General features: G+C 70.5%; 21 protein-coding genes. 18 read left to right on the forward strand and 3 right to left on the reverse strand.

The genetic code is table 11. The features are described 5' to 3' along the window. Positions 1–99: 99 nt before the first annotated feature. On the forward strand, positions 100–1,638 hold the full coding sequence (locus AS857_RS34730; RefSeq protein WP_063804438.1) for an MFS transporter: 1,539 nt from the start codon (positions 100–102) through the stop codon (positions 1,636–1,638). A gap of 189 nt (positions 1,639–1,827) precedes the next feature. Here the strand turns inward: AS857_RS34730 and AS857_RS34735 are convergent, their stop codons facing one another. Further along, on the reverse strand, positions 1,828–2,601 hold the full coding sequence (locus AS857_RS34735; RefSeq protein WP_058047450.1) for a 2,3-dihydro-2,3-dihydroxybenzoate dehydrogenase: 774 nt from the start codon (positions 2,599–2,601) through the stop codon (positions 1,828–1,830). 317 nt (positions 2,602–2,918) lie between these two features. Between AS857_RS34735 and AS857_RS34740 the strand changes: the two genes are divergently transcribed. From AS857_RS34740 to AS857_RS34820, 17 genes are all read left to right on the forward strand, one after another. After that, entirely contained in the window at positions 2,919–3,422 is a 504-nt protein-coding gene (locus tag AS857_RS34740; RefSeq protein WP_058047451.1) for a cupin domain-containing protein, read from the forward strand. 202 nt (positions 3,423–3,624) lie between these two features. Beyond that, a complete protein-coding gene (locus tag AS857_RS34745; protein WP_058047452.1) occupies positions 3,625–5,439 on the forward strand; it encodes a type IV secretory system conjugative DNA transfer family protein in 1,815 nt (604 codons plus the stop codon). A gap of 52 nt (positions 5,440–5,491) precedes the next feature. Next, positions 5,492–6,616, forward strand: a complete 1,125-nt coding sequence (locus AS857_RS38330; RefSeq protein WP_058047453.1) for a hypothetical protein — start codon at positions 5,492–5,494, stop codon at positions 6,614–6,616. Next, on the forward strand, positions 6,613–7,290 hold the full coding sequence (locus AS857_RS34755; protein WP_058047454.1) for a hypothetical protein: 678 nt from the start codon (positions 6,613–6,615) through the stop codon (positions 7,288–7,290). Before AS857_RS38330 ends, AS857_RS34755 begins: the two co-directional genes overlap by 4 nt. Beyond that, positions 7,290–7,781 (forward strand): hypothetical protein, encoded by a 492-nt coding sequence (locus AS857_RS34760; protein WP_058047455.1) that lies wholly within the window; start codon positions 7,290–7,292, stop codon positions 7,779–7,781. Before AS857_RS34755 ends, AS857_RS34760 begins: the two co-directional genes overlap by 1 nt. Further along, the gene (locus tag AS857_RS34765) at positions 7,778–8,737 is read left to right on the forward strand and encodes a hypothetical protein (RefSeq protein WP_058047456.1); all 960 of its coding nucleotides are present in this window, start codon (positions 7,778–7,780) and stop codon (positions 8,735–8,737) included. The genes AS857_RS34760 and AS857_RS34765 overlap by 4 nt, the downstream gene beginning before the upstream one ends. Before the next feature lie 188 nt (positions 8,738–8,925). Next, complete coding sequence (locus tag AS857_RS34770) at positions 8,926–10,230, forward strand: conjugal transfer protein (protein ID WP_058047457.1); 1,305 nt, start codon at positions 8,926–8,928, stop codon at positions 10,228–10,230. Positions 10,231–10,371: 141 nt separating this feature from the next. Then, a complete protein-coding gene (locus AS857_RS34775) occupies positions 10,372–10,608 on the forward strand; it encodes a hypothetical protein (protein WP_063804439.1) in 237 nt (78 codons plus the stop codon). Beyond that, on the forward strand, positions 10,605–11,300 hold the full coding sequence (locus AS857_RS34780; protein WP_058047459.1) for a hypothetical protein: 696 nt from the start codon (positions 10,605–10,607) through the stop codon (positions 11,298–11,300). Before AS857_RS34775 ends, AS857_RS34780 begins: the two co-directional genes overlap by 4 nt. A 6-nt stretch (positions 11,301–11,306) precedes the next feature. Beyond that, on the forward strand, positions 11,307–13,871 hold the full coding sequence (locus AS857_RS34785) for an ATP-binding protein (RefSeq protein ID WP_058047460.1): 2,565 nt from the start codon (positions 11,307–11,309) through the stop codon (positions 13,869–13,871). Further along, on the forward strand, positions 13,868–14,449 hold the full coding sequence (locus tag AS857_RS34790; protein WP_144440922.1) for a hypothetical protein: 582 nt from the start codon (positions 13,868–13,870) through the stop codon (positions 14,447–14,449). Before AS857_RS34785 ends, AS857_RS34790 begins: the two co-directional genes overlap by 4 nt. After that, on the forward strand, positions 14,446–16,596 hold the full coding sequence (locus AS857_RS34795) for a type IV secretion system protein (protein WP_058047462.1): 2,151 nt from the start codon (positions 14,446–14,448) through the stop codon (positions 16,594–16,596). The genes AS857_RS34790 and AS857_RS34795 overlap by 4 nt, the downstream gene beginning before the upstream one ends. Further along, the gene (locus AS857_RS34800; protein WP_058047463.1) at positions 16,593–17,381 is read left to right on the forward strand and encodes a hypothetical protein; all 789 of its coding nucleotides are present in this window, start codon (positions 16,593–16,595) and stop codon (positions 17,379–17,381) included. The genes AS857_RS34795 and AS857_RS34800 overlap by 4 nt, the downstream gene beginning before the upstream one ends. A gap of 4 nt (positions 17,382–17,385) precedes the next feature. Further along, entirely contained in the window at positions 17,386–18,609 is a 1,224-nt protein-coding gene (locus AS857_RS34805; protein ID WP_058047464.1) for a hypothetical protein, read from the forward strand. 89 nt (positions 18,610–18,698) lie between these two features. Beyond that, positions 18,699–19,625: a hypothetical protein gene (locus AS857_RS40750; protein WP_216824031.1), complete on the forward strand. Its 927-nt coding sequence runs from the start codon at positions 18,699–18,701 to the stop codon at positions 19,623–19,625. A 131-nt stretch (positions 19,626–19,756) separates the two neighbouring features. After that, positions 19,757–20,431, forward strand: coding sequence for a hypothetical protein (locus tag AS857_RS34815; RefSeq protein WP_058047466.1), 675 nt, complete (start codon positions 19,757–19,759; stop codon positions 20,429–20,431). Positions 20,432–20,510: 79 nt separating this feature from the next. Further along, positions 20,511–22,175, forward strand: a complete 1,665-nt coding sequence (locus AS857_RS34820; protein ID WP_058047467.1) for an MDR family MFS transporter — start codon at positions 20,511–20,513, stop codon at positions 22,173–22,175. A 56-nt stretch (positions 22,176–22,231) separates the two neighbouring features. Here AS857_RS34820 and AS857_RS42480 read toward each other — a convergent pair whose 3' ends face one another. Together AS857_RS42480 and AS857_RS34825 are read right to left on the reverse strand one after the other, a co-directional pair. Further along, the gene (locus AS857_RS42480) at positions 22,232–22,603 is read right to left on the reverse strand and encodes an SseB family protein (protein WP_160330290.1); all 372 of its coding nucleotides are present in this window, start codon (positions 22,601–22,603) and stop codon (positions 22,232–22,234) included. A 138-nt stretch (positions 22,604–22,741) separates the two neighbouring features. Beyond that, a complete protein-coding gene (locus AS857_RS34825) occupies positions 22,742–23,089 on the reverse strand; it encodes a DUF6086 family protein (protein WP_144440923.1) in 348 nt (115 codons plus the stop codon). Between the last annotated feature and the right edge of the window lie 3 nt (positions 23,090–23,092).

A 23,092-nucleotide genomic window follows, 5' to 3' on the forward strand; every position in this document is an offset into this window, starting at 1 on the left:
GGCGTGCGCGTGTACGCACTTACGTAATTACGCACGTACATGCGACGAGCGAACCACATCCAGGGCAAGCCGTAGAAAGAGCACGGAAAGAGGGAAGTCATGTCCTCCGGTTACGCACCGGCTCCGGGCGCGGTCGCGCGCACCGGACGCGGTTTCGCCCTGCTGGGCGCCGTGCAGGTCGTTCTGATCCTGGCCATCACGATGCTGTCGCCGGCGCTGCCGGCGATCCAGCACGACCTCGGGTTGTCCGGTGCGCAGCTGACGCTGGTCAGCGCCGCGTACGGGCTGTCGTTCAGCGGCCTGCTGATGCTGGGCGGGCGGCTGGCGGACCTCATGGGGCGGCGCAGGGCGCTGGTGGCCGGGGCCGCCGTCTTCGGGCTGGCCTCGGCGGCCGCAGGCCTCGGCCCCGGCTTCGCCTTTCTCCTGGGCGGCCGTTTCGTCCAGGGCGTCGGGGCGGCGCTCGCGGCACCCGCCGCGATGTCCCTCGTCCGCTCCCTCTACCCCGACGAGGCCCGGCACGCGCGGGCGCTCGCGGTGTGGGGCGGGCTGGCCGGCTTCGGGGCGACGGCGGGCATGCTGCTGTCCGGGACGGTCTCGACGTGGGTGTCGTGGCGGTGGTCGTTCGTGGTGCCCGTGGCGGTGTCGCTGGTCGCCGTGGTCGCGGCACGGCGGGTGCTGCCCGCGGGGCCCGATCCGGTGCGGGTGCCGCTGGACGTGCCGGGCGCGGTGCTGGTCACGGCCGGGCTGACCGTCATGAGCTACGGGCTCGTGGAGGCGGGCGAGCGGCCTTGGGGCGCGGGCGTGGTGTGGGGGCCGATCGCGGCCGGGGTGCTGCTGCTCGCCGCGTTCGTGGCGGTCGAGCTGCGGGTGTCGCACCCGCTGGTGCCGCTGGGGTTCCTGGCACGGCGGCACCGGGCCACGGCCCTGTGGGCCGTCTTCATCGGCTCGGCCGGAATGTCGACGATCTTCTTCCTGCTGTCCCTGTACTTCCAGGAGGTGCGGGACGCCTCCCCGCTGCTGACGTCCGCGGCCTTCCTGCCCTTCAGCGCGGCGCAGGTCGTCACCGGGATGCTGGCCGGGCGGCTGATCGGGCGCTTCGGCGGCCGTGCCGTCACGGTGGGCGGGCTGGTGGTCGCGGCCGCCGGGCTGGTGCTGATCGGGCAGCTGGGCGCGGACAGCGCCTACGCGGGCACGCTGCTCGCCGGCCTCATCGTCTTCCCCGTGGGCATCGCGTGCGTCTTCTCCGGGTCGACCGTCGTCGCCCTGGAGGACGTCGAGGACGAGCGCGCCGGGCTCGCCGGCGGCGTCGTCAACACGGCGATGGAGGTCGGCCCCACGGTCGGCCTGGCCGTCCTCGTCTCCCTGGCCACGGCCCACGCGAGCAGCCTGCGGGACGCGGGGAAGGGCATCGGCTCGGCGACGAGCTCCGGGTACGCCTTCGCGCTGCTGATCGCGGCGGCGGCGTTCGCGGCCTCCGCGGTGGTGTCGGCGGTGCTGCTGCGGTCGCGGGGCGGGGCGCGGGGGGCGCGGAGCGGGGGCGGTTCCGCATCTGCCGGTGCGGAAACCGTCCGGAGCGCGGCGCCGCCGGAGGCTGTGGTGGGGGTTGCCCGGAGCGGGGGTGGAGGCGGGGCCGTCTAGACCGGGGCTCGTCCTCTTCTGCCTCCTCTTCCTCTGCCTCCTCTCCCTCCTCCTCTTCCTTCTGCCGCGACGGCGATCGGCCGTCGCGGCAGAAGCGCGTCGCCCGGGCAAGTACATGCCGTGCGTACGAGTCGAGCGCCGTACGGGCGAACCGCCCGCACGGCGCTCGAGGATTCGAGGGCGTGCCGTTCAGACACCCAGCGCCGCACCCCCGTCCACCGTCAGGTCGTGCATCGTGATGTGGGACGCCGCGTCGGACAGCAGGAACACCACTGCCTGGGCCACATTCTCCGGGCGGGCCAGTTTCCGCAGCGGAATTCCCACCCGGTACGAACTCGCGACGCCTTCGATCGACGCCTTGCGGGCCGCGTCGCCGTCCTTCCACATATCACTGAGCATCGGTGTCTCGGTCGAGCCGGGCGCCACCAGATTGCAGCGGATCCCGTGCTTGGCGACCTCCAGTCCCATGCACTTGGTGAACATCGTGGCCGCGGCCTTGGACGCCGAATAGGCCGCCATCTCCACCCGCGCCGTGCCGGCCGCGTTCGAGGCGACCGTCACCACCGCTCCCCGCCCGCGCGGCACCATGCGGTTGACGACGGCGCGGGAGACGAAGAAGACGCCGCTGGTGTTGACGGCGAAGGTGAACTTCCAGTCCTCGTCCGTCAGCCGGCGCGCTTCGGAGAGCCGGAGCACGCCGGCGGCGTTGACCAGGTAGTCCAGCGGTCCGAGGCGACGCTCGACCGCGTCGACGACCGCCTCCACTTCCGGGCTGGAGGTGACGTCCCCGGGGAATGCCTCCACCAGCAGGCCGTCCGCGGTGAGCTTTTCGACGCAGGCCCGCAGCCGGACCTCGTCCTTGTCGACCGCCGCTACGGCGACTCCCTTCTCTGCCAGCGTGCGGACGACCGATTCTCCTATTCCGCCTGCCGCCCCGGTGACGAGAGCGACTTTTCCTTCCATCGAAACCTCCATACCCGGGAGTTCATGGCACGTCCGTGAACAATTCTCGGCAAAACTGGGTGGCAGGTGAAGCGAGGTTTTCTCACTCCGTCAGGTGACGGCGTGGTTCCATAAAGTGCCGGTGGTCATTGCGAATTGGTGGTGCGGGCGGGGGTGGGGCCACGGGCCGGCGCGGGGCGGGAGCGGAGGCCGGCGGGCCGCCCAAGTGGCCCACGATTTTGTGCGCAAAGTGCACCACAGCCCTGGACACTCGACCCCGTAGATTGATCTTCAGAACGAACGACACACTGCATCACCGCACTTCAGAGGAGCCCCCCATGTCCGAGTCCCAGAGCCCCGCCACCGCCCCCGTGCTCGTCCGCGCCGCCGAGGCCACCGTCCTCAGCGACGCCCCCGGCTCCCTGATCACCCTCCTCGCGGACTCGGACACCACCGGCGGTGCGTTCACCAGCAACCGCGCCACGCTCGCCGAGGGCACGGCCGGCGCCCCGGCCCACTTCCACACCCGTGCCACCGAGTTCTTCTTCGTCCTCGACGGCGCGCTGGAGGTGCTGACGGGGGAGACCGTCGTGACGCTGGAGAAGAACGACTTCCTCGCCGTGCCGCCCGGCATGCCCCACGCCTTCGCCCCGGCGGCCGGCCGCTCCGCCGACGCCCTGGTCGTCTTCACGCCGGGCATGGGCCGCTTCGACTACTACCGCCTGCTGGACCGCGTGGCCCGGGGCGAGGCGAGCGTCGAGGAGATCAAGGAGTCGGCCGAGCGCTACGACAACCACTACGTGGACAGCCCGGTCTGGCGCGCGCACCGCGCTGCGGCGTAACCGGTCGGCGTCTTCGGCACCCGCTGCCCTCCGGCGCCCGCTGCCCTCCGGCGTCCCCCTTGCGTAACACCTTCGCTGCGTAGTTCCCCGCCCCCCGCCTCGAACTCCTGACCTGTCGCACAGAGGTGTTAACGTCGCAGCGATCTGAAGAGATCACATCAAGCAAGGGACGGGGGTCCACGGCGTGGCAGCGGCGCGCAAAGTGGGACGCAAGTACGAGAGCGGCGGACCCAAGGGTGAAATCGCCCTCGTCAAGGCATCGGCGGTGCTCGTCGCCGTCGTCGTCAGCTGGCACCTGGCCGTCTGGGCCACGGCCGAGAACATGGCCCTGTCGAACGTCCTGGCCACGGCGGGTGCCCTCGCGGCGCACAAGCCGCTGACCGGCCTGGGTGACGGCATCGTGCCGGCGTCGCCCAATGTCACCCTCGCGGTCTGGCTGGGCTTCCTCCTCGGCCCGATCGCGCTCGTCATGCTGGCCGTACGGGCCCGGGAGCGCCGTGTCCGGGGCGCGGGCGGCGAGGGTCTCGCCTCCGCGACCGAGGCCCGCGACATGCTCGGCGAGAAGCGCGCCCGCAAGGCCGCCAAGATGACGCGCGCGACGTCGTTCGCCGGCAAGGACGGCAAGTTCGACCCCAAGGCCGCGGCGCGTGCGGAGCTCCGCGAGGTCGGCTGGATGCTCGGCACGCAGGTCCGCACCGGGCAGCCGCTGGTAGCCACGCCGGAGGACTCCGTCGCGGTCATCGCTCCCTCCGGCGGTGGCAAGTCCCGCAACGTCGTCATCCCCGCGTGCCTGGACGCGCCGGGGCCGCTCGTCGTCACCTCCACGCGCGCCGACGTCCTCGACGTCATCGCCGAACCGCGCTCGCGCATGGGCCGGGTGTGGGTCTTCGACCCGCTCGACACCGTCGGCTGGCCGCACAAGATGGTCTGGGACCCGGTGGCCGGGTGCCAGGAGGGCGAGACCGCCACGTCGCGCGCCCTGTCGTTCTCCGTCGGCATGGGTGCGGACGACAGCTCCTCCAGCAACGGCAGCTTCTTCCAGCAGACGGCGTCGTCCGCGCTGACGAGGCTCCTCCACGCCGCGGCCCTCGAAGGCAAGACCATCGAGCACGTCATGCGCTGGGCCACCAACCTGGAGAAGGCCAGCGAGCCGCGGGCCATCCTCACCGACCACCCCAACGCCGAACCCGGCTGGGACGTCCTGCTGCGCTCCGTGTCGACCGGTGCCGACGAGACCGTCGCCTCGACCCGGCAGACCCTCGCCGCGCAGATCGAACCGCTCGCCCTGCGCAAGGTGCTGCGCTGCGTCACCCCGCAGCCGGGCGTGCCGACCTTCGACCCGGACGCGTTCGTCGCCTCCCGCGACACCCTGGTCCTCATCAGCGACTCCAACGCCTCGACGAACGTCTCGCCGCTGACGACGATGCTGCTGGGCGAGGTCGTCGACGCGGCCAAGCGCCGGGCGCCGCGGCTGCCGTCGGGCCGGCTGGACCCGTTCCTGCGCCTCGTCCTGGACGAGGTCGCCAACGTGGCCCCGCTGCCGAAGCTGCCGTCGCTGGCCTCCGACGCCCGCGGATACGGCATCCACATCGTCTACGCCCTGCAGTCCCTGGCCCAGGCCGTGCTCCGGTGGGGACAGCACGAGGCCGACACGCTCCTCGACAACGCCGCGGCCACCCTCGTCATGGGCGGCCTGAAGGACGTCGAGGCGCTGCGCCGCTTCTCCGAGCTCGTCGGCGAGGCCGAGCTCGTCGAACTCTCGAAGTCGCGCGACACCCAGCGCCTCTTCGGCTACGGCACCAACGAGGTCGAGCGCGAACGCCGCATCCTCCGCCCCGAGGAGATCCGCCAGCTGCCGCACGGCCGGGCGCTCCTCCTCTTCCGCGGCGCGCCGGGCGTCATCGCCGAGCTGCTGCCGTGGGACCAGCGACGGGACGGAGCAGCGCTGCGGGCGGGCGAGCACGCGACGAGGGCGTCGCGGATCGGGCCGCCGCCGCTGGAGAGCGCGGGCGCGTAGGACGTGGGCGCGTAGGACGTGGACGCGTAGGACGTAGGAGGCGCGGTAAGGCGTGGAAGACCAACTGCGGGACGAAGAACTGCGGGACGAAGTCAGGGCCCTCAAGGAGGAGATCGAAACCCTCCGGGAGTGGCGCACCCAGCTCGAAGCGGCGGTCAAGAACTTCGCGACGGGCATCAAGGCGAACCAGGCCGAGATCACGGAGGTCGTCGGGGAGGTCATCGACCGGCTGCACGCGGTGGAGGCGGCGACGGCGCGCCCCGCCGGGAGCGCGGCTGCCGGCACCGACCACCAGCCGTGGTCGCTGCGCGCGACGGAGGCCGACTGGCGCGGGCTGGCCGACTGGCTGGACTGGCTCGGCCGGCACTACGCGCCGCAGCTGCACCTGCGCATCTGGCCGTGCTGGCCGCTGCACGGCGGCGTCACGGAGGAACTGGCCGCCCTGCACGCGTCCTGGCGCGCCGCCACGGAGGCGGACGCCGACCCGTCGCGCGAGGGCAGCGACCTCGCGTACTGGCACCAGATGTGGCTGTGGCCGACGATCGAGCGCATCCGGCAGCACTACATGTTCAGCGAGTGCGAGGACGACCACTCCCCGGACCGCCCCGGCCGGCCGACGGACGGGACGGCGCTGAAGAAGCGCATGGCGGAGGCGGAGGCGGAGAGGCGCCGCCTGGAGCAGGCGAAGTACGACTACTTCGTGAAGACGGCACCGGAGTATCCGGCGGAGCGCCCGTCGAGCCTGTGGCGGTGCGCGGCGGGCCGCGACGAGGACTGGGAGTACCTGTCGCTGCTGGACTGGCAGTGGCACAAGGCGGCGGAGACCGCCGTCCGGCTGCCGCCGCCGGAGGCCGCGCGCCACCCGGTGACGGCCGACCGCGCCGGGGAGCTGCAGGCGGACCGGCAGGGCTGGGTCCGCTACTGGGCGCGGTACGCGGACGAGACCGCGTACCGGGCCGGGGAGCAGCCGGTGTCGGTGGTGCGCCGCCGCCGCAGCCCGGAGCGCATCTACGACGAGGCGTACAAGACCTGGAACGAGTGGGGCCCGACGCAGGCCGTCCACGACTTCTTCGACGCCCGCCCCTCGAACCCGCCGCACCTGGTGGAGATCGACGCGGCGAAGGCGGCGCGACTGCTGACGGAACTCCACGGCGCGAAGGGGGCGACGGAGCTGTGACGACGACGAACAAGGCCGTCGCGGCCTGGAAGGACGACGCCTCGGAACCGGGCCGCCGCCTGGAACTCACGGCGGAGCAGAACGGTGTGGTGACGGCCCGCTGGGAGGCGGCGAGGGTGGCCCACAAGGGCCTGGACGCGGTGATGGAAGGCGTTCAGCAGGCCCTGGCGGACTCCCACGGCGCGAAACTGGAAGGCAAACTGCACCGCCTGAAAGGCCTCAAGGCCTTCCGCCGCAAGGCCGCCATGGAACTGGACGACCGCGTCCCCCTGCAAACGATCGTCCGCAAGGTCCAGGATCTCAACCGCTACACCCTGGTCTTCGACGTGAAGTCGTACACCGAAGGCGTCCGCCACACGTACGCCCTGCTGCACGAGCGCGGCTACGTCATCGTCCCCGATTCGGAGCAGAACACCTGGGAGGATCCCGTCCACAAGGGATTCCGCGCGGTGTGGCAACAGCCCGACGGCACGGTGAAGTTCGAGATCGCCTTCCACACGCCCGACAGCTATCGGGTGAAGACGGAGAACCACCTTCTCTACGATCTGTACCGCTCTAGCCGGCTCCGCCCCCTGGGCGAGGAGGCGGAGAACACGGCCGAGTCCGACGAGGACGCGGCGAAGGTGGTTCAGAGCCGGCGGTACAGCGAGATTCCTGCGAAGGGAAGCAAGTGATGAGTGAGCAGTACGCATACTTTGTGGAAGCGGCCCCGCCCTACACGGAGGAGCGGCCGTCCGGCCTCTGGCGCCGGCTGGGCGACGAGTGGGAATACCTCTCGCTGCTGGACTGGCAGTGGCACGCCCTCAAGGACAGCACGGTCAAGTCCGCCCCGGACGCGGACGAGCTGTACCCGGTGACGGCGGAGCGGGCCGTCGCGCTGGAGGCCGACCGGCAGGTGTGGATGCGCTACTGGGCGCTCTACGTCGACGAGGAGGACTGGAAGGACGGCGAGCAGCCCACCACCGTCGTCCGGCGCCGGAGCAGCCCCGAGCGCCGTCTGGACGAGTCGTTCCAGAGGGGCGAGGTCTGGGGTCCCACGAATGCGGTCTTCGACGCCCGCGACCTGCGCACCTCCAATCCTCCTTATCTGAAGGAACTGAGTGCGGATGAGGCCGAGGCGCTGCTGCAGGAGCTGTTCGGTCTGACGGGGGTCACCGAGCTGTGAGTGCGCAAACGGGGGCCTGGGAGGGCGAGGGCTACAAGCTCAGCCCGGAACAGAATCGTGTCGTCACCGAGCGGTGGGAGCGGGCTGCCGCCGCGCGGGACGGCATGGACGCCATGATGAAGGACGTCCAGCAGGCGACGGCCCAGTCGCACGGCGGCAAGCTGGAGGGTCTGGAGTATTCGCTCAAGGACGTGGATTCGTTCCGGCGCAAAGCCGCGACGGCCGCCACGGAGTGGAATACCCCGGTCGAGAAGACGGCACGCAAGGTCAACGACCTCAATCGGTACACCCTGACCTTCGAGCCGGATTCCTACACCGAAGGCGTGGAGCAGACCTACGAACGGCTCCGTGAGTCCGGGTACGAGCCCACTGCCGAGAAGAACACCTGGCAGGACCCGGTGTACAAGGGGGTGAATACCACCTGGCAGCACACGGAGTCGGAAGAGAAGTTCGAGCTGCAGTTCCACACTCCGGACAGCTTCAAAGCCAAGATGGAGAATCACGAGCTCTACGAGATCTCCCGCGGGAATGAACTCGATGAGCTCAGCCAGGGTGACGGCAGGCTGGCGAAGTCCTACCAGGACGCCGCCAATCACCTGCAGAACGAGCGGTACAAGAACGTAGAGATCCCGCCCGGCCAGGAGCGGATCGGCGAGCAGCTGATCCGGGACGAGCTCAATCCCCGGGTGCCCCCGGAGCACGTGGAGCTGATCCGCCAGAAGGAAGCGGAGAAGCTCGCCGAGAACGTGGTCAAGGCCCAGGCCAAAGCCGAGGCCAAGGCCCAGGCCGAGCGTGCGGTCCTCGGGCTGGACGGGCCGGGCCTGGGAGAAACCCAGGGTCTACGCAACAGGTTGGCCACAAAACCCCCCGCGGAAGAACCCCGGCAAAAGACGGCCGGGCCCCGAATCGACCCGCCGCCGTCCCAGTCGCGGAACCGGGGGCCCCTGGTCAGGTGAGGTGGGCCACGTAGCGGATGACCTCTCACCCCGAACCGCCCGCAATGTCGTGAATTCGGGGTGCGGTCACTGTTCCGTAGTTGTTCAGATCCCAACAGCTTCTGTTCAAATCAAGCTGTTTGACGATCAGAAATGGGCCAAGTACTGTCCAGCCACTCAGGCCTAGCACGGGGGAAGGGTCACCAGGGTTGAGCACGTTCAAGACGGTCATGCGGCGGATTCTGAATCTGCCGGAGCCGCGGAGCGACGCGGCCAAGGTCCAGGCCAAGAGCAAGGGCAAGGGCAGGAAGGGCGAAGCCTCTCTGCCGGGCCCCCCGCCCGCCGACCTTGCCCCCGCTCCGCCGGCCGGGCAGCCTTCCCCCGCGCGCCAGGCCCCCGCCGGACTCCAGCAGTGGACCGACGCGGCGGCCCGGCTCCAGGGCCAGACCCCGTCCCCGCAGCCCGTCCCGGCTGCCGCAGCAGGTGCCGGGGCCGGTGCCGTTGCGGGCACGGGTGCCGACGCCGCCAAGGGCCGTGACCTGCCCTGGCAGCTCGAGGACGAGAACAGCGGCACCAAGTTCCTGGTCAAGGCCGGTCGCGGCGCGCTCTGGGCCGTCGTCGCCCTGGCCGCGATCACGGGCATCCGCTCGTGGTTCTGGGCGCCCGAGCCGCCCAAGGCACCCGTCCAGGTCAGCAGCGGTCCCACCTATCCGGTGCAGGAGGCCCAGGCCGTCGCCGCCCGTTTCGCGCGGTCGTACCTGAGCTGGGACGAGAGCGACCCCAAGGCGCGCGCCGAGGCCCTGGCCCGGGACATGGCCAAGGGCGTCGACACCGCCGCCGGCTGGAACCAGAAGGGCCACCAGGAAGTCCTCGCGGCCCAGCCGGGCGCCGTCACCGAGGAGAAGGACAAGAGGGCCCGCGTCCGCGTCGACGTGCTGGTCAAGGGCTCCGGGACGGACGGGTCGCCCAAGACGGACGACAAGTCCAAGGACAAGAAGGACGACCCCAAGAAGGACGACAAGGCCGCCAAGGACGACGGGAAGGACAAGGACCCCCGGGCCGCAAGCGGCCCCCGCTGGGTCGGCCTGGAGATCCCCGTCGTCCACACCTCCGGCCGCATCGTCGTGACGGGCCATCCCGGCATGGTCGGCGTGCCGACCGTCGGCACGTCCGCGCCCGCCCTGAACGCCAAGTCCACCGACCTGGACTTCAGCGAGAAGACGCGTGGTGTCGTCGAGGAGTTCTTCACCAAGTACGCGACCGGTGAGGCCGAATCCGTCGCGGCGCCCGGGGCCTCCGTCGCGCCCCTCCCGCCCGGCGTGAGCCTCGGTGGCCTCCGCAACTGGTCGGTCGACGAGGGCAGCGGTACCGACCGGATCGGCACCGCGACCGTCACCTGGCTGACCGGCGGCGCCGAACTCGAGGAGACCTACCGGGTCAAGCTGACCCGCGTGGCGTCGGCCAAGGCCGAGCGCTGGCAGGTCTCCGAGATCCACGGCGGCATGTCCTCGTAGGGCCGGAGCGTCCCGCACCCGCGCGGGGCCACGGCCCTGTTCCCGGCTCCGGCCGCACCTGCCGCCGGCCGTGCCGTCGTGCCCGGCCGGGCGGCCGGGCGTCCTCACCTGTCCGCTCCCACTCCAAGCAAGGGGAAGAAAATGATGGAACTCGCGCTGACCAATGGCGCCGAACTCAAGAACTGGGTCATCACCCTCGCCGGCAACATCTTCCTGATCGTGCTCGCGGTCCGGGCCATCGGCCACTACGCGAAGCGCGAGTGGGGCGAGCTGCTCGCGCACTTCATGGCGGGCGTCGTCGTGGCCGGTTTCGTCTACGCGTCGGACAGCACCAAGGGCATGCTCACGGCGATCTGGACCAAAGTGGCGGGCGCATGAGGGTAGGGCATACCTTCACCCGCCACTTCGACCTGGAGACACGCCAGCACGAGCTGCTCGGCATGGACCTCGGCGAGGGCCCGACCCGTCGGGTCCTCGTCACCGGCGCGGTCATCTACGCGGTGTGGATGGGCGCGTTGCTCCTCGTCTTCGGCTGGCCGTCGGAGCTCTTCTTCACCCTTTACTTCGCCCCGCCCGCACTGATCACCTTCTACGGGTCCCAGCGCTCGCGGCGCAATGAGCGGCGCTGGAACCTCACCCAGTGGGCGCTCACCATCCGGTACCTGATGGTGGGGCACCGGCCGGTCATCAACGGCGGCCGGCGCGCCGCCGACCGCTCGGAGTGGCTGCCGCTGCGGGCCCGGCTCGGGGAGAAGACCGAGCAGGCCCTCTCCTACCCCGGCATGAGCGTCTTCGAGGGGCTCCTGGGCCCGGAGGAGCCGCAGCGCACGGCCGGCCGGGCCGTCAAGCTCGATGCCCGGCCCCGCCTGTACGGGCCGGACCACGTCTATCGCGCCCGCATGCGCAGCCTGTCCGCCAAGGACCGCAAGGCGGCCGGGCAGCAGGCCGCGCAGCAGCGGGCCGCCCGGCAGGCCCAGCCGGCTCAGCAGGTATGGACGGGCGGCCGTACGGCGCCCATGCCCGCGCCGATGGCCGCCCAGCGGGCCAGGGCGGGCCAGGAAGGTATGTGATTCGCGATGAAGTTCACCAAGGGCATCGCCCGCTTTTTCGGGGTCGACGGCGACCGCTCCGCCCCGCCCCCGCGCTACGTCGGACTGGCGGACGGCCTGGTCATCACCGAGACGCACGCCGAGGCGTGGTTCGTGCTGGGCAGTTCCAACACCGACCTGATGTCGGAATCGGCGCGCGACGGCGAGCACGACCAGGCCAGCAGCGCCCTGGCCCGTACGCTCTCGGGCTACGACTGCCACCTCAAGGTCCTGTGGGCGCCGCTGAACGCGGAGGAGTACCGGAACGAGGCGGAGAGCCTGTTCACGGCGGGCAACTTCGCCGACTGGGCCGACATGCGGGTCGAGCGGCTGAACCAGCTCGAGCTCCCCACACGCATGCTGATGCTCGGCGTGCGCATCGCCGAACGCTCCAACCAGGCCAAGGCCCGCGGCAGCAGAGGGGCGCAGAACGCGCTGGGCATCGGCTCGACGTCGGTCTCGCCGAAGGAGATCGCCCGGCTGGACGCCCTCACCCGGCGCCTCGGCCGCCAGCTGGAGACGACGCCGTGGAAGGCACAGCCGGCTGCCGTCGAGATGCTGGCCTGGATGATCGCGCGTGAGCAGCGCCGCGACACGGTCCTGCCGAACCCGGACGCCGACGGGATGATCACCGGCGCCAAGCTTGCCCAGCTCACCCGCGGCCGCGTGCTGCCCTACCCCGACCACCTGCGCATCGTCGACCAGCGCGGCGAGACCAGCACCTGGGTCTCGGTGCTCACCATGGACGGCTTCCCCGAGGAGATGGAATCGCCCGGGGCGGGCGAGTGGCTGCGGGCGGTCGCCGAGATCACGTACGTGCCCGAATACGCGGACGACGACGATTACGGGACGGACATCCAGGTCAAGCCGGTCAACCCCGAGCCGTCCGTCCGCTTCAAGGTGATGCACAAGCGGGACGCCCTGAAGCAGATCGACGAGGTCCGCCGGCTCGCCAAGGAGCAGCGGCAGAGCGCCGCCAAGCACTCCGCGGGCGAGACCGCGCAGGAGATCGAGGAGACCGAGGAGACGATGACGTCCCTCTCGCGCGACATGAAGCGCGAGGACGTCACGCTGCTGGAGGACCATCCGCGGCTGGTCGTCACCAGCGACATCTCCCTGGAGGACCTGCGGGCCCGCTGCGACGCCGTCATCGGCTTCTACGGCGGCCTCGGCATCGAGGTCAGCATCGGCGCCGAGGAACAGCGCGAGCTGTGGCTGGAGACCCAGGCGGGCGACATACTGCGCGTGCCCGACCTGGTGCACACCCGCACGGTAGGCGCGTTCGCCGGCTCCTGGTTCTGGGGCGGCGCGGCGGTCGGCGACGACACCGGCCCGATCATCGGCTACCTGACCGGTTCGACGCCCGGCGTCGTCCGCAACGACCTGACCGGCGGATCCGAGCGCGGTGACGCCACGACCTCGGCCTTCATCGGCCGCAGCGGCCGCGGCAAGACGACCGCGATGATGCTGTCCCTGCTGGACTCCGGCTTCCGCGGCTCGTTCGTGCTCGCGCTGGACTTCAAGGGCGACATGGGCGGCCTGGTCTCGGCCGGCCAGCGGTACGGGCTCAACGCCCACGTCATCGAGACCGGCGCCCAGTACGCCGGTGTGGCCGACCTGTTCACCCTGCTGTCCGGTGAGAGCGCCGAGCGCGCGCAGACCGAGGTCCCGGCGCAGCTGGGCATCGCCCTGCCGCAGCACCTGCGCATGCGCGGTGCGGAGACCCCCATCCAGAGCGCGGTCAACGAGATCATCGCCGCAGGCGACCCGGCGACGTGGAAGGTCATCGAGTACCTGCGCCGCTCCGAGGACGAACTGGCCCGTGAGGCCGGCGACGCCCTCTACGAACTGTCGCTCACCGGCCTTGGCGCGCCCTTCATGGGCAAGCCCTCCGGCACCACGCTGATCACCCCGTCGCCCGGCATCTGGGTCGTCCAGGTCCCCGGCATCACCCTGCCGTCGCCCGACGACGCCCGCGACGACTGGTCCGTCCACCAGCGGCTCTCGGTGGCACTGGTCCACTCCCTGCTCGCCTACGGCATCAGCATGGCCGGCCGGAAGGACCTGCGCGGCCTGCGCAAGGTCGTCGCGGTGCCCGAGGTCCACGTCCTCACGGCCACGCGCGAGGGCAGCTCGTTCCTCCAGTACATCGCCCGAGTCGGCCGAGCGCTGCACACCGCGCTCGTCGTCGACACCCAGGACCCGGAGTCGCTGGCGAGCCTCACGGGCCTCGTCGAGCAGATGACGACGGTCTTCGGCTTCCAGCTGACGACGCCCGAGCAGCAGGACGCGATGGCGGACCTGCTGGACCTGCCGAAGGGCGACCACACGAGGCAGCTCATCCAGGCCATCGGCGTGGACGTGACCCAGGAGATCCGCCACGGCCACTGCATCATGCGCGACCGCCGCTTCAGCAGCGCGACCGTGCAGTTCGACGTGCCGTCGATGGAGATGCTGGAGCTGCTGAACACGACGCCGAAGACGACCGGCGTCGTCGCGGAACAGCCTGCGGTGTCCATGAGCAAGACCGAACCCGAGGAGGCAATGGCGTGAAACGGGTTGCGGCAGTGGCGGTTGCGGCGGCGTCGGTCCTGGCGGTCGCCGGGTGCTCGTCGTCGGGTGATGGCAAGAACAAGGGCGGCGAGAGCCGGGGCAACCCTGGGGTCACCAAGGAAGAACGCGAACGGGCCGACGCGGAGGCGCGGGAACGGGCGAAGGACACGGCGGCGATGAAGGATGCCGCGGTCCGGTACGTGAAGGCGTATGTCGCCCACGACGTGCGGACGATGTGCAGCCTGATGACGCCGAACAGGCGTGGTGGCGACGGGAGCTTCGACGGGTGCGTGAAGCATTTCGAGGAGCTGGGCGATGGGAAGCCCGGGTCCGAGGTCACCGTGAGCGTCGAGGGGTCGCCGGTGGACGTGTCGCCGATCGGGACGCACCCCCAGGGGACCGGCCTGATGGTGAAGCAGACCACCGCCGACGGTGCGGGGGCGTCCGTTCGCCGGCAGGCCATGCGCATGCTCAAGACTGACGGCGCGTGGCTGGTCGACCAGAAGGTCACTGTCCGGGACGAGGACATGTCCGCCGGCAATCCGGTCCGCAACGTCCTGATGAGGTCCCCGGAATGAGGCTTCCCCGGTTCAGGAACGTCGTCATACCCCTCCTCGGCGCGCTCACCACGCTCATGGTCACCGCGGGGGCCGCGGCGGCCGAAGACAAGCACAAGAAGTACAACCCCGCGGGCATTGGCGACCTGCTGAAGACTCCTCGCGTCGGGGAGGGTAAGGGCTCCACCCTCTACGAGCAGTACGGGTCCGTCCTCTACTACCGGCTCGACAACGAGCTGGGGTGGAAGGACATCGGCTGGAGCATGCTCAACGGCATCTCCGATCTCTTCATGGGCCTGACGGTCTTCATCACCCAGACGGCCGTGGTCGCCGTACAGTGGACGCTGGGCTTCACCGACGTCAAAGAGATCCACGACGCGATCACCACGGCCATTTCCAAGGCGGGCGGAACGGTCTCCTCGACCTTGCTGCCCTCGGCCCTCGCCGTGGGCGCGCTGGTCGCTTGGGCCAATCACCGCAAGGCGGCCGGCAGCAGTCTCGGCCAGCTCGGCTGGGTGGCGGCCTCGGGCATTCTGGCCGTGTCCCTCATCAGTACCCCCGGCGTGTGGGTCGACAGCCTCGAGAGCGTGCGCAAGGTCGGTTCCACCATCGCGATGGAGGCCACCAGCGCCGGCATGACCGGCAAATCGCAGGAGCCCATCGCGATCGGGGAGAACCCGGACCTCAGCCAGAACGACAAGGACAGCGAGCAGACCAAGAAGGACAAACTGGTCCGCAAGTCCACCGATGCGATCTGGCGGTCCTACGTCGTCACGCCGTGGTGCATCGCCGAGTTCGGCAACCTCAACACCTGCAAGGAATTCGGCGAACGGGTCCTTCAGAAGACGGACCAGCCGACGGACGACGACGACTTCGACGACGCGCGGGAGCAGTTCCTGAGCGAAACGCTCAGCGACGAGGCGCTCGGCAAACCGGCCATGAAGTGGCGGCAGGGCAAGAACGCCGGCCGTGTCACGGTCGCGCTGGCCGCCTTCGTCTGTGCGACGTTGTTCGCCATCCTCGCCATCATCCTGGCCTTCGCTTCGCTCGCTTCGCTGATCGGTGCCTTGATGCTGCTGCTCGCCGGTGTGGTCTTCGCCTGCCTGTGGGTGATCCCCGGAAGGCCGCGGCAGTGGGGCCTGCGCTGGTTCGACGCCCTGCTGGGCTTCGCCCTGCAGTCGTTCGTGAGCACGATGGTGCTCGGCGTCGTCCTGGTGCTGAACACGGTCAGCATCACATTCCTGGGCGGCTCCGGCGGTTACTTCGCCGCCAGCGCCGTCAGCATCACCAGTGCGATCGTGGCGTTCAAGTTCCGCGCCGTGATGGACAGCATCGTCGGTGTCACCGGCGCGCTGACTCCGGGAGGTTCGGCGATGGGCATGGCCATGGGACGCGGGGCCAGCAGGCTCGCCGGCCGGATGGTCGGCAAGCCCGCCGGCTGGGCGGGCCGCCAGGCGGCACGTCCCGCCAAGTGGGCCGCCGGGAAGGCCAAGGACGCCGCGGTGGGCGGCATCAAGATGGGTGCCGGCGCCGCTGCGCGGGGCGGCTTCAGGGCTGCTTCCGCAGGGGTCGAGCAGCTGGGCAAGGCCAAGGAGCGCGGTCTCCAGGCCATGGCCTCCTGGGCCTCCGATGCCGCGGCCGGTGGCGGAGCGAGTCGCTCCGGCGGTGGCGCGGCGAGTCGCCCGGGCGCTTCCGCCAACTCCCAGAACGAGCGTCGCCGTGCGGGCGGCCTCGATACGCCCGGCGGCAAGACCATCGCGACCCTGCCGGAGCGGCGTACCACCGCCGTGGGCAACATCCGGGCGCGGGCCACGGCCCGCTCCGGGGAGGCGAACACCGGACGTCCGAACTCCGCACGTCCGAACGGCGCCCGTCCCCAGCAGGGTGCAGCGCAGGGAGGGAGCAAGGGGCCGCTGACGCAGAACGGTGCGCGGCTCAATTCTGCGAAGCAGGACGGTAAGGGCGGCCAGGCCAACCACCGGTTCCGTCCCACGCGTCCGCACACCCCGCCGCCGCGCCAGCAGCGCATCTCCGAGGCCCGCCGGACGGCGAGCACGGCCGCGGCCTCGGGCGGCGCCGCGAGCCGCCGGAGTGCTCCGGCCCAGGCGAAACGTTCCGCCGCTCCGGCACCCACAACCAACCGGCGTCGCCGCAGGGGGAACTCGTGAGCAAGGACAACGGGCCGCAGACCCCGGCCGAGTGGCGGGAGCTGCTCAACACCCCGTACGACTACCCGGAGGAGATCGAAGAGGCCCCCAAGCGGTCCGTGCGCCGCCGGGCCCGCAAGATCTACCGCCAGGACCAGAAGGCGGAGCTCAAGCGGCGCCTTGCGGATGAGCGGCGCCGGGAGCCGGTCACCGCGGGCGGCGCAATCCTGGTGATCGCCGGGTTCCTGGCTCTCGGCGCGGCCGCCACCCACTGGTGGCCGAACGACGCCCCGGCGAAGGTCGTACGGGCGGGGAGCGCGCCGGAGACCCGGACGGAGTCGGCGCCCGCCCAGGGGGCCGGCGCCCCCGCCGCCCCGTCGCCCTCCGCCTCGGCCCCGGCCCTGCCGAAGGTGGACCTCAGCAAGCCGGAGAAGGCGGCGGAGGGATGGGCGCGGGTCTACTGGGCCCGCAACCCGCCCGTGGACAAGACTCACAAGGCGGTGGTGGACCGCGCAGCGCCGTGGATGACCTCCGCCCTGCGCGAGAACCTCAAGAAGTTCGACGACGCGGCGTGGAACGAGATGGTCTCCAACGGCGGCGTGTCCACCGTGGACAAGGTCACCGTCGGCCCCGCCGACGACGACCGGGTGCGCAGTCAGGTCGACACGCCCCTGCGCGTCTGGCGCAAGGTCACCGTGAACACCACGGTCGCCGGCTACCGCAAGTACAACGAGTCCAAGGTTCTCCTCACCGAGGTCACGCGCGACGGCAACGAGTGGCGCGTGGGCCGGATCCTGGGGGTCTGAGTCAGTGGACGGACGTCAGGCCCTCGCCCTGGCGGCGGGGGGAGCCCGGCGTGCCCTGGTGCTCAAGCTCGGGCTCCCCGTCGCGGCCGTCTTCATGGTCATGCTCATCATCTTCGGCGCGGTGTCGGGCATCGGCGGGGTCAGCTCGGCCTCTGCCGCGGGCTGCGGCGAATGGGGACAGCCGGCCGACGACGGGGAGCAGGGCAACGGGCAGCCGGGTAATGCCAACGGCGGTGCGAGTAAGGAGCTGCGTGCCCGGCAGGTCGCCAACGCCAAGATCATCGATGAGGTCGCGAAGGAGGGGAAGCTGCCCGGGCGAGCCACGCTCATCGCGCTGATGACCGCTCTCGCCGAGTCGCAGCTGGACAACATCAACTACGGCGACCGGGACTCGGTCGGCCTGTTCCAGCAGCGCCCGGTGGCGGGCTGGGGCACCAAAGAACAGATCATGGACCCCAAGTACGCGGCCAAGATGTTCTTCTTCGGCGGCGACAGCGGCGACCCGCCGGGCCTGGAGGACGTCCCCTGGGAGAACCTGTCGCTCAACGACGCCGCCCAGAAGGTGCAGCGGTCCGGCTTCCCCAACGCCTACGGGCCGAAGGAGACGCAGGCCCGCAGCATTGCCAAGGAAGCCGGAATCGACACGGAGCGGTCCGGTGAGAACCACCCCAAGAAGCCGGGTTCGAACACGTCCGGAGGAAGTGCCGGGAACAGCGGTAACAGCAACGGCAAGGACCCCGACGAACCCCCGGACGACTGCAACACCTCGGGCAAGCCGGGCAAGCCGGGCGAGCCCTTCCACGACGGCAACGCGAACTGGCCCGACAAGGTGAGGAACCCGCGCTCCACTGCCGACGCGATCAAGTGGGCGAAGGCCGAGGCCGACAGCCACCGCGCGAACTGGTACCAGAAGTGCCTTGCCTTCACATCCATCGCCTATGGATGGAACTACTCCGGTACGAACTACGCCATCGACCACTACCAGGTCGAAATGCCGAAGGACATGCGGCACGACGGCGACCGCAATCCGCCGGTCGGCGCGCTCATGTTCTGGGACACCGGGCACCGGGCCGGACACGTCGCCATCTACGTGGGCGACGGGAAGATCGCGTCCAATGACATCGGGGTCATCGGCGAGATATCGATCGTCCCCGCCACCGATATCGAAACCAAGTGGAACTCCAAGTATCTGGGCTGGTCACCCCCCTACTACCCCAACGGTGGGTGATCCGGGTCATCATTACCCGGGGGACCGCGGCACCCTGCGTGCCGCGGCCCCCTTGGCCTGCTGGCGGCGGCGGTACGTAAGGAATGACCATGCCTGTTGTGACGGACCTCGACTCGGTCCCTCTGACGCCTGTCTACACCATCGTCATCGACGCAATGGGCGGGGCGACGATCGATGGGGAGCCGGTCGACAACCTGCCGGGCGCGGATGCGCGGACCTCGGCGCTGTCCGAGATACGGGTGCGGGCGGCCCTGCGCGGGCACCCCATACGGATCAATGCCAAGGAGCCCGACGGCTCGGTCTGGCCGCTGATCGTCGACCACGACGGGGCGGTGACGCCGATGCCGGGGCCGCATCCGGCGCCTGCGCCGGTTCCGGCTCCTGCTCCGGCTCCTGTGGTGCCTCAGCCTGCCCCCGTGGCGCCGGTGCCCGCCCCTGTGGCACCCGCACCCGCACCCGCACCTGCGCCCGCGCCCGCGCCGGTGGCGGAGCACTTTGCCCCGCCCGTGCTCACACCCGCCCCCGTACCCCCGCCCCTTCAGGCCCCTCCCCTCCAAGCCCCTCTCGCGGTGCCCGCCCCGCCGGCCCCCGCGCCCATCCCCAGCCCCCACTGGGCCACCCCCCTCCCCCCGCACCACACCGAGGGCTTCGGGCGGATCGTCGCTGCCGAGTTGCGCGGGGATCTGGTCGGGGCCGCGCTCGCCGCGCGGGAGCTGGAAGGGGTGCTTGACAAGGAGTACGGGCCGTTGCACCCGCACACCGTCGGCGTGCTGGGGACGCGGGCCTGGCTCGCGCTGCTGCTGCAGGAGGACTGGGCCGCGATCATGCGGCTGCACCTGCGGACGGCCGAGCGCCGCCACAACGCCCAGGCCCCCGCCGACGAGACCCGCCGCATCCTGCGCAACGCGCGTGCCGTGTGGTGGCGGCTCGCCGCCGTCGACCGGGCCGAGGCGGACGAGATCCAGCCGGAGCTGCAGCGCGTATCCGACCTGGTCGAAGGCGTCCTTCCGGAATAATCGCGATCATGCTGCCGCCCACATCGCCGCCCGGCTCGTACGAAAGCGGTCCACACGGAAGCGGTCCGCACGGAAGCGGTCCACACGAAAGCGGTCCGCACGGACTGCACCGGCGTCTGCTGCCGGACGTGATGGCGGCGGGCTCCGCGTATCCGCTCCTCCTCAGTGGTGCCTACGCCCGGGAGGCGCACGGTCTCCTCGAACCGGGGGCCGTTCGCAGGGACACGGGCCTGGAGCTGGCCACCGAGGCGCCGGACGCCATGGCCGAGCTCGTGTCCGCCGTCTGCAACGGGTTGCAGGAGCGCGGCTGGCAGGCCGAACCGCTCGAGGGCGGGCTCGTCGTCACCGACGCCGCGACCGGTGAGCACTGCGCCGTCGCCCTCCGCAAGGAGACCCTGTGGCGGCCGCCGGTGCTGGGTCCGTACGGGCCCGTGCCCGCCGTCGAGGACGTGGTCGGCATGGCCGTACGCGACCTCGCGGACCTCGGGCTCGCCCGGGACCTCGTCGACGTGCGGGCCGCATCCGCCGACTGGTCGCACGTCGAGCTGGAGGAGCTCGGCCGCCGGCACGCCGGCACGGACGCCGCCGCCTTCGACCTCACCGACCTCCAGGCCCGGCTCGCCGGCGCCGAGTGGATCGCCGACTCCGAGTTCGCCGCCTACGGACTCGACGACACCGACCGCGCCGAGCTGCTGCGCTGGGCCGAGGCATGGGTGGACGACATCGCCGAGCGGCTGATGGAGGAGGCCCCGTACGAGGATCAGGACGAGGAAGACGAAGAAGGCGAAGAAGAGGAAGAGAGCTGATCGTTCGTCTTGACCTCAAGCTTGCTTGAGATTCCATCCTTGAGTCATCGCCTCACGCCAAGGGATGGATGGAACGACGATGACGGACACAGCTGCTGCTCCGGGTTCCCCGGGCGCCCCGGTGATCGACCGGCGCCGTATGAGACTGGTCATGGCCGGCCTGATGCTCGGCCTGTTCATGTCGGCGCTCGACCAGACCATCATCTCCGCGGCGCTCCGCACCATCGCCGACGACCTCAACGGCCTCTCGCAGCAGGCCTGGGCCAACACCTCGTACATGATCACCTCGGTGATCACCACGGCCCTCTACGGCAAGCTCTCCGACATCTACGGGCGCCGGCCGCTCTACGTCATCGCCGTGACGGTCTTCGTCGTCGGCTCGGTGCTGTGCGGGCTCGCCCAGTCCATGGTGATGCTGTCGGTCTTCCGGGGCATCCAGGGACTCGGTGCGGGCGGTCTGATGAGCCTCGCGTTCGCCATCCTGGCCGACCTGCTGCCGCCCGCCGAACGCAGCCGCTACCAGGCCTGGTTCGGTGCCGTCTTCGGCGTCTCGGCCGTGGTCGGACCGGTCGTCGGCGGGTTCTTCGCCGGGCTGGACAGCTTCGCCGGTGCCGCCGGCTGGCGCTGGGCCTTCTTCATCAACGTGCCGATCGGCATCGCCACCGTCCTGATCGTCCTCAGCCAGGTGCGCGTCCAGAACGACCGCTCCAAGGACAAGCCGGACATCGCCGGGGTCATCACGCTCGTCCTCTTCCTGGTGCCCGTGCTCTTCGCCGTCGAAGAAGGGCCGAAGTGGGGCTGGGGCTCGGCCGGCACGCTGGGGCTGTTCGCCGTGGGGGCCGTGGGGCTCGTGCTGTTCGTGATGGCACAGCGGCGGGCCGGTGGTGCCGCCCTGCTCCCCACCCCCATGTTCCGCAGCCCCGTCTTCACCCTCTACAACGCCGTCAACACGATCGTCGGCGCCGCCGTCTTCGGCTCGCTCGCCGTCCTCCCGCTCTACCTCCAGATCGTCAAGGGCCTCTCGCCGACCCAGGCCGGCCTGATGATGCTCCCGCAGACCTTCGGCATCATCGTCGCCGGGCGGCTGTGCAGCGCCTACGTCACGCGTACGGGCCGCTTCAAGGGCGCCATGCTCACCGGCATCGTGCTCATCATGGCCGGCACGTTCTGGTTCGCGACGTTCGGCGCCGACACGGCCCTGTGGCAGCCCGCGGCCGCCGCCGCCGTCATGGGCATCGGCATCGGCGTGTGCTGGCAGGTCATGCTGGTCGCCATCCAGCGGGGCCTGGAACCGCAGTACATGGGCGCCGGCATCGGGTCCTTCGCCTTCTTCCGCTCCATCGGCGGCACCGTCGGCATCAGCGTCTTCTTCTCGCTCTTCTTCGGCTCGGTGGGCGGCCGGATCTCCGACGCCTACGCCGGCGCCGCCTCCGACCCGGGCTTCAAGGAGGCCCTCGCCGACCCGTCCGTGACGTCCCAGCCCGCCAACCAGACCCTGCTCGCCGGCCGCAACGGCGCCGTCTCCCTGGACGACAGCTCCTTCCTGGCCCACGCCGACGCCCGCCTGGCCCACCCCTTCCTCGAGGGCATGGCCCAGGCCATGCAGACGGTCTACCTGGTGAGCGGCTTCCTGCTGGCCCTGGGCCTGGTCATGGCCCTCATCCCCAGGGACCGCCGCCCGGAGGCCGATGCCGCAACGGCTCCCTCGGCTCCGTCACCGAAGAAGGTCGCGGCACATCAGTGACGCGCGCGCAGCAATGCGAGCAGGGCCCGGGTCACAGACCCGGGCCCTGCTCGCCATCAGTCGCCGTCGCCGGTCAGCAGATCGGCGACGGGCAGCCGCACGGAGACTGTGCCTCCCGGATTGAGAGCCACCAACACCTCCGGCGGAAGGTGTTCGAGCAACGTCCGGCACGGGCGGCGCTGCAACGTCGGCGCGGAGGCTGGGGCCTGCTCGGCGCTAGTGAAGACGGGGACGAAAGTGCCCGGTCGTCGGCGTACGACGCGATTCCCGGCCCTTCGCCCGGGACGGGAAGACCATGTCCTGCCGCAGGGCGGCTCGCACTGCGGCGTCGGAGCTCTAGCCGGTGGCGGCGAGCTGCATCGCCGCCACGGTAGCGGGGATTGTGCTGGAGTGCGCCGGACAGCTCCCTGCGCTCGTCGACCTTCCACGCGCCGACGATGCCGGACGGCGGCACCTCGCTGGCGGGGTCGAAGTCGGGGTCCACGGCGTACACCCAGCCGCCGGGCCGGGTAGCGGCTTCAGCGCGCAGGGTGTCGGTTGTCGGCGGCACCGGCCTGAGGCCCCGCTCACCCTGTGGGCATTCCCTTTGCATTGGCTTCCCGTAGGCTCTCCCACATTTCGGAATACTCGGGTGTGATGGATTCGAGGGTGCCGCCGCCACGCTCGACCAAGACAAGAGCTACCGAGATGAAGCCGCTAAGCAAAGATCTGAAAGCCTTGTTGTTCGAGTTCTGATAGGTCGCCAATAGGCTGTCGATGAATTTTGAGAATTCGCGTATGGAGATCTCGCATTCATCTTCGATGACAGGTCCGAGTCCCGTCTCTTCGCCGGTCAGGTGAGACAGGATCTCGGCCTGTCCTAGGAACACTCTGGCGACAGAGTTCGAGGGGTTCCAGATGTCTTCGTCGCCCATTTG

The sequence above is a fragment of the Streptomyces roseifaciens genome, assembly GCF_001445655.1.
In the GTDB taxonomy this organism is placed as follows: domain Bacteria; phylum Actinomycetota; class Actinomycetes; order Streptomycetales; family Streptomycetaceae; genus Streptomyces; species Streptomyces aureoversilis.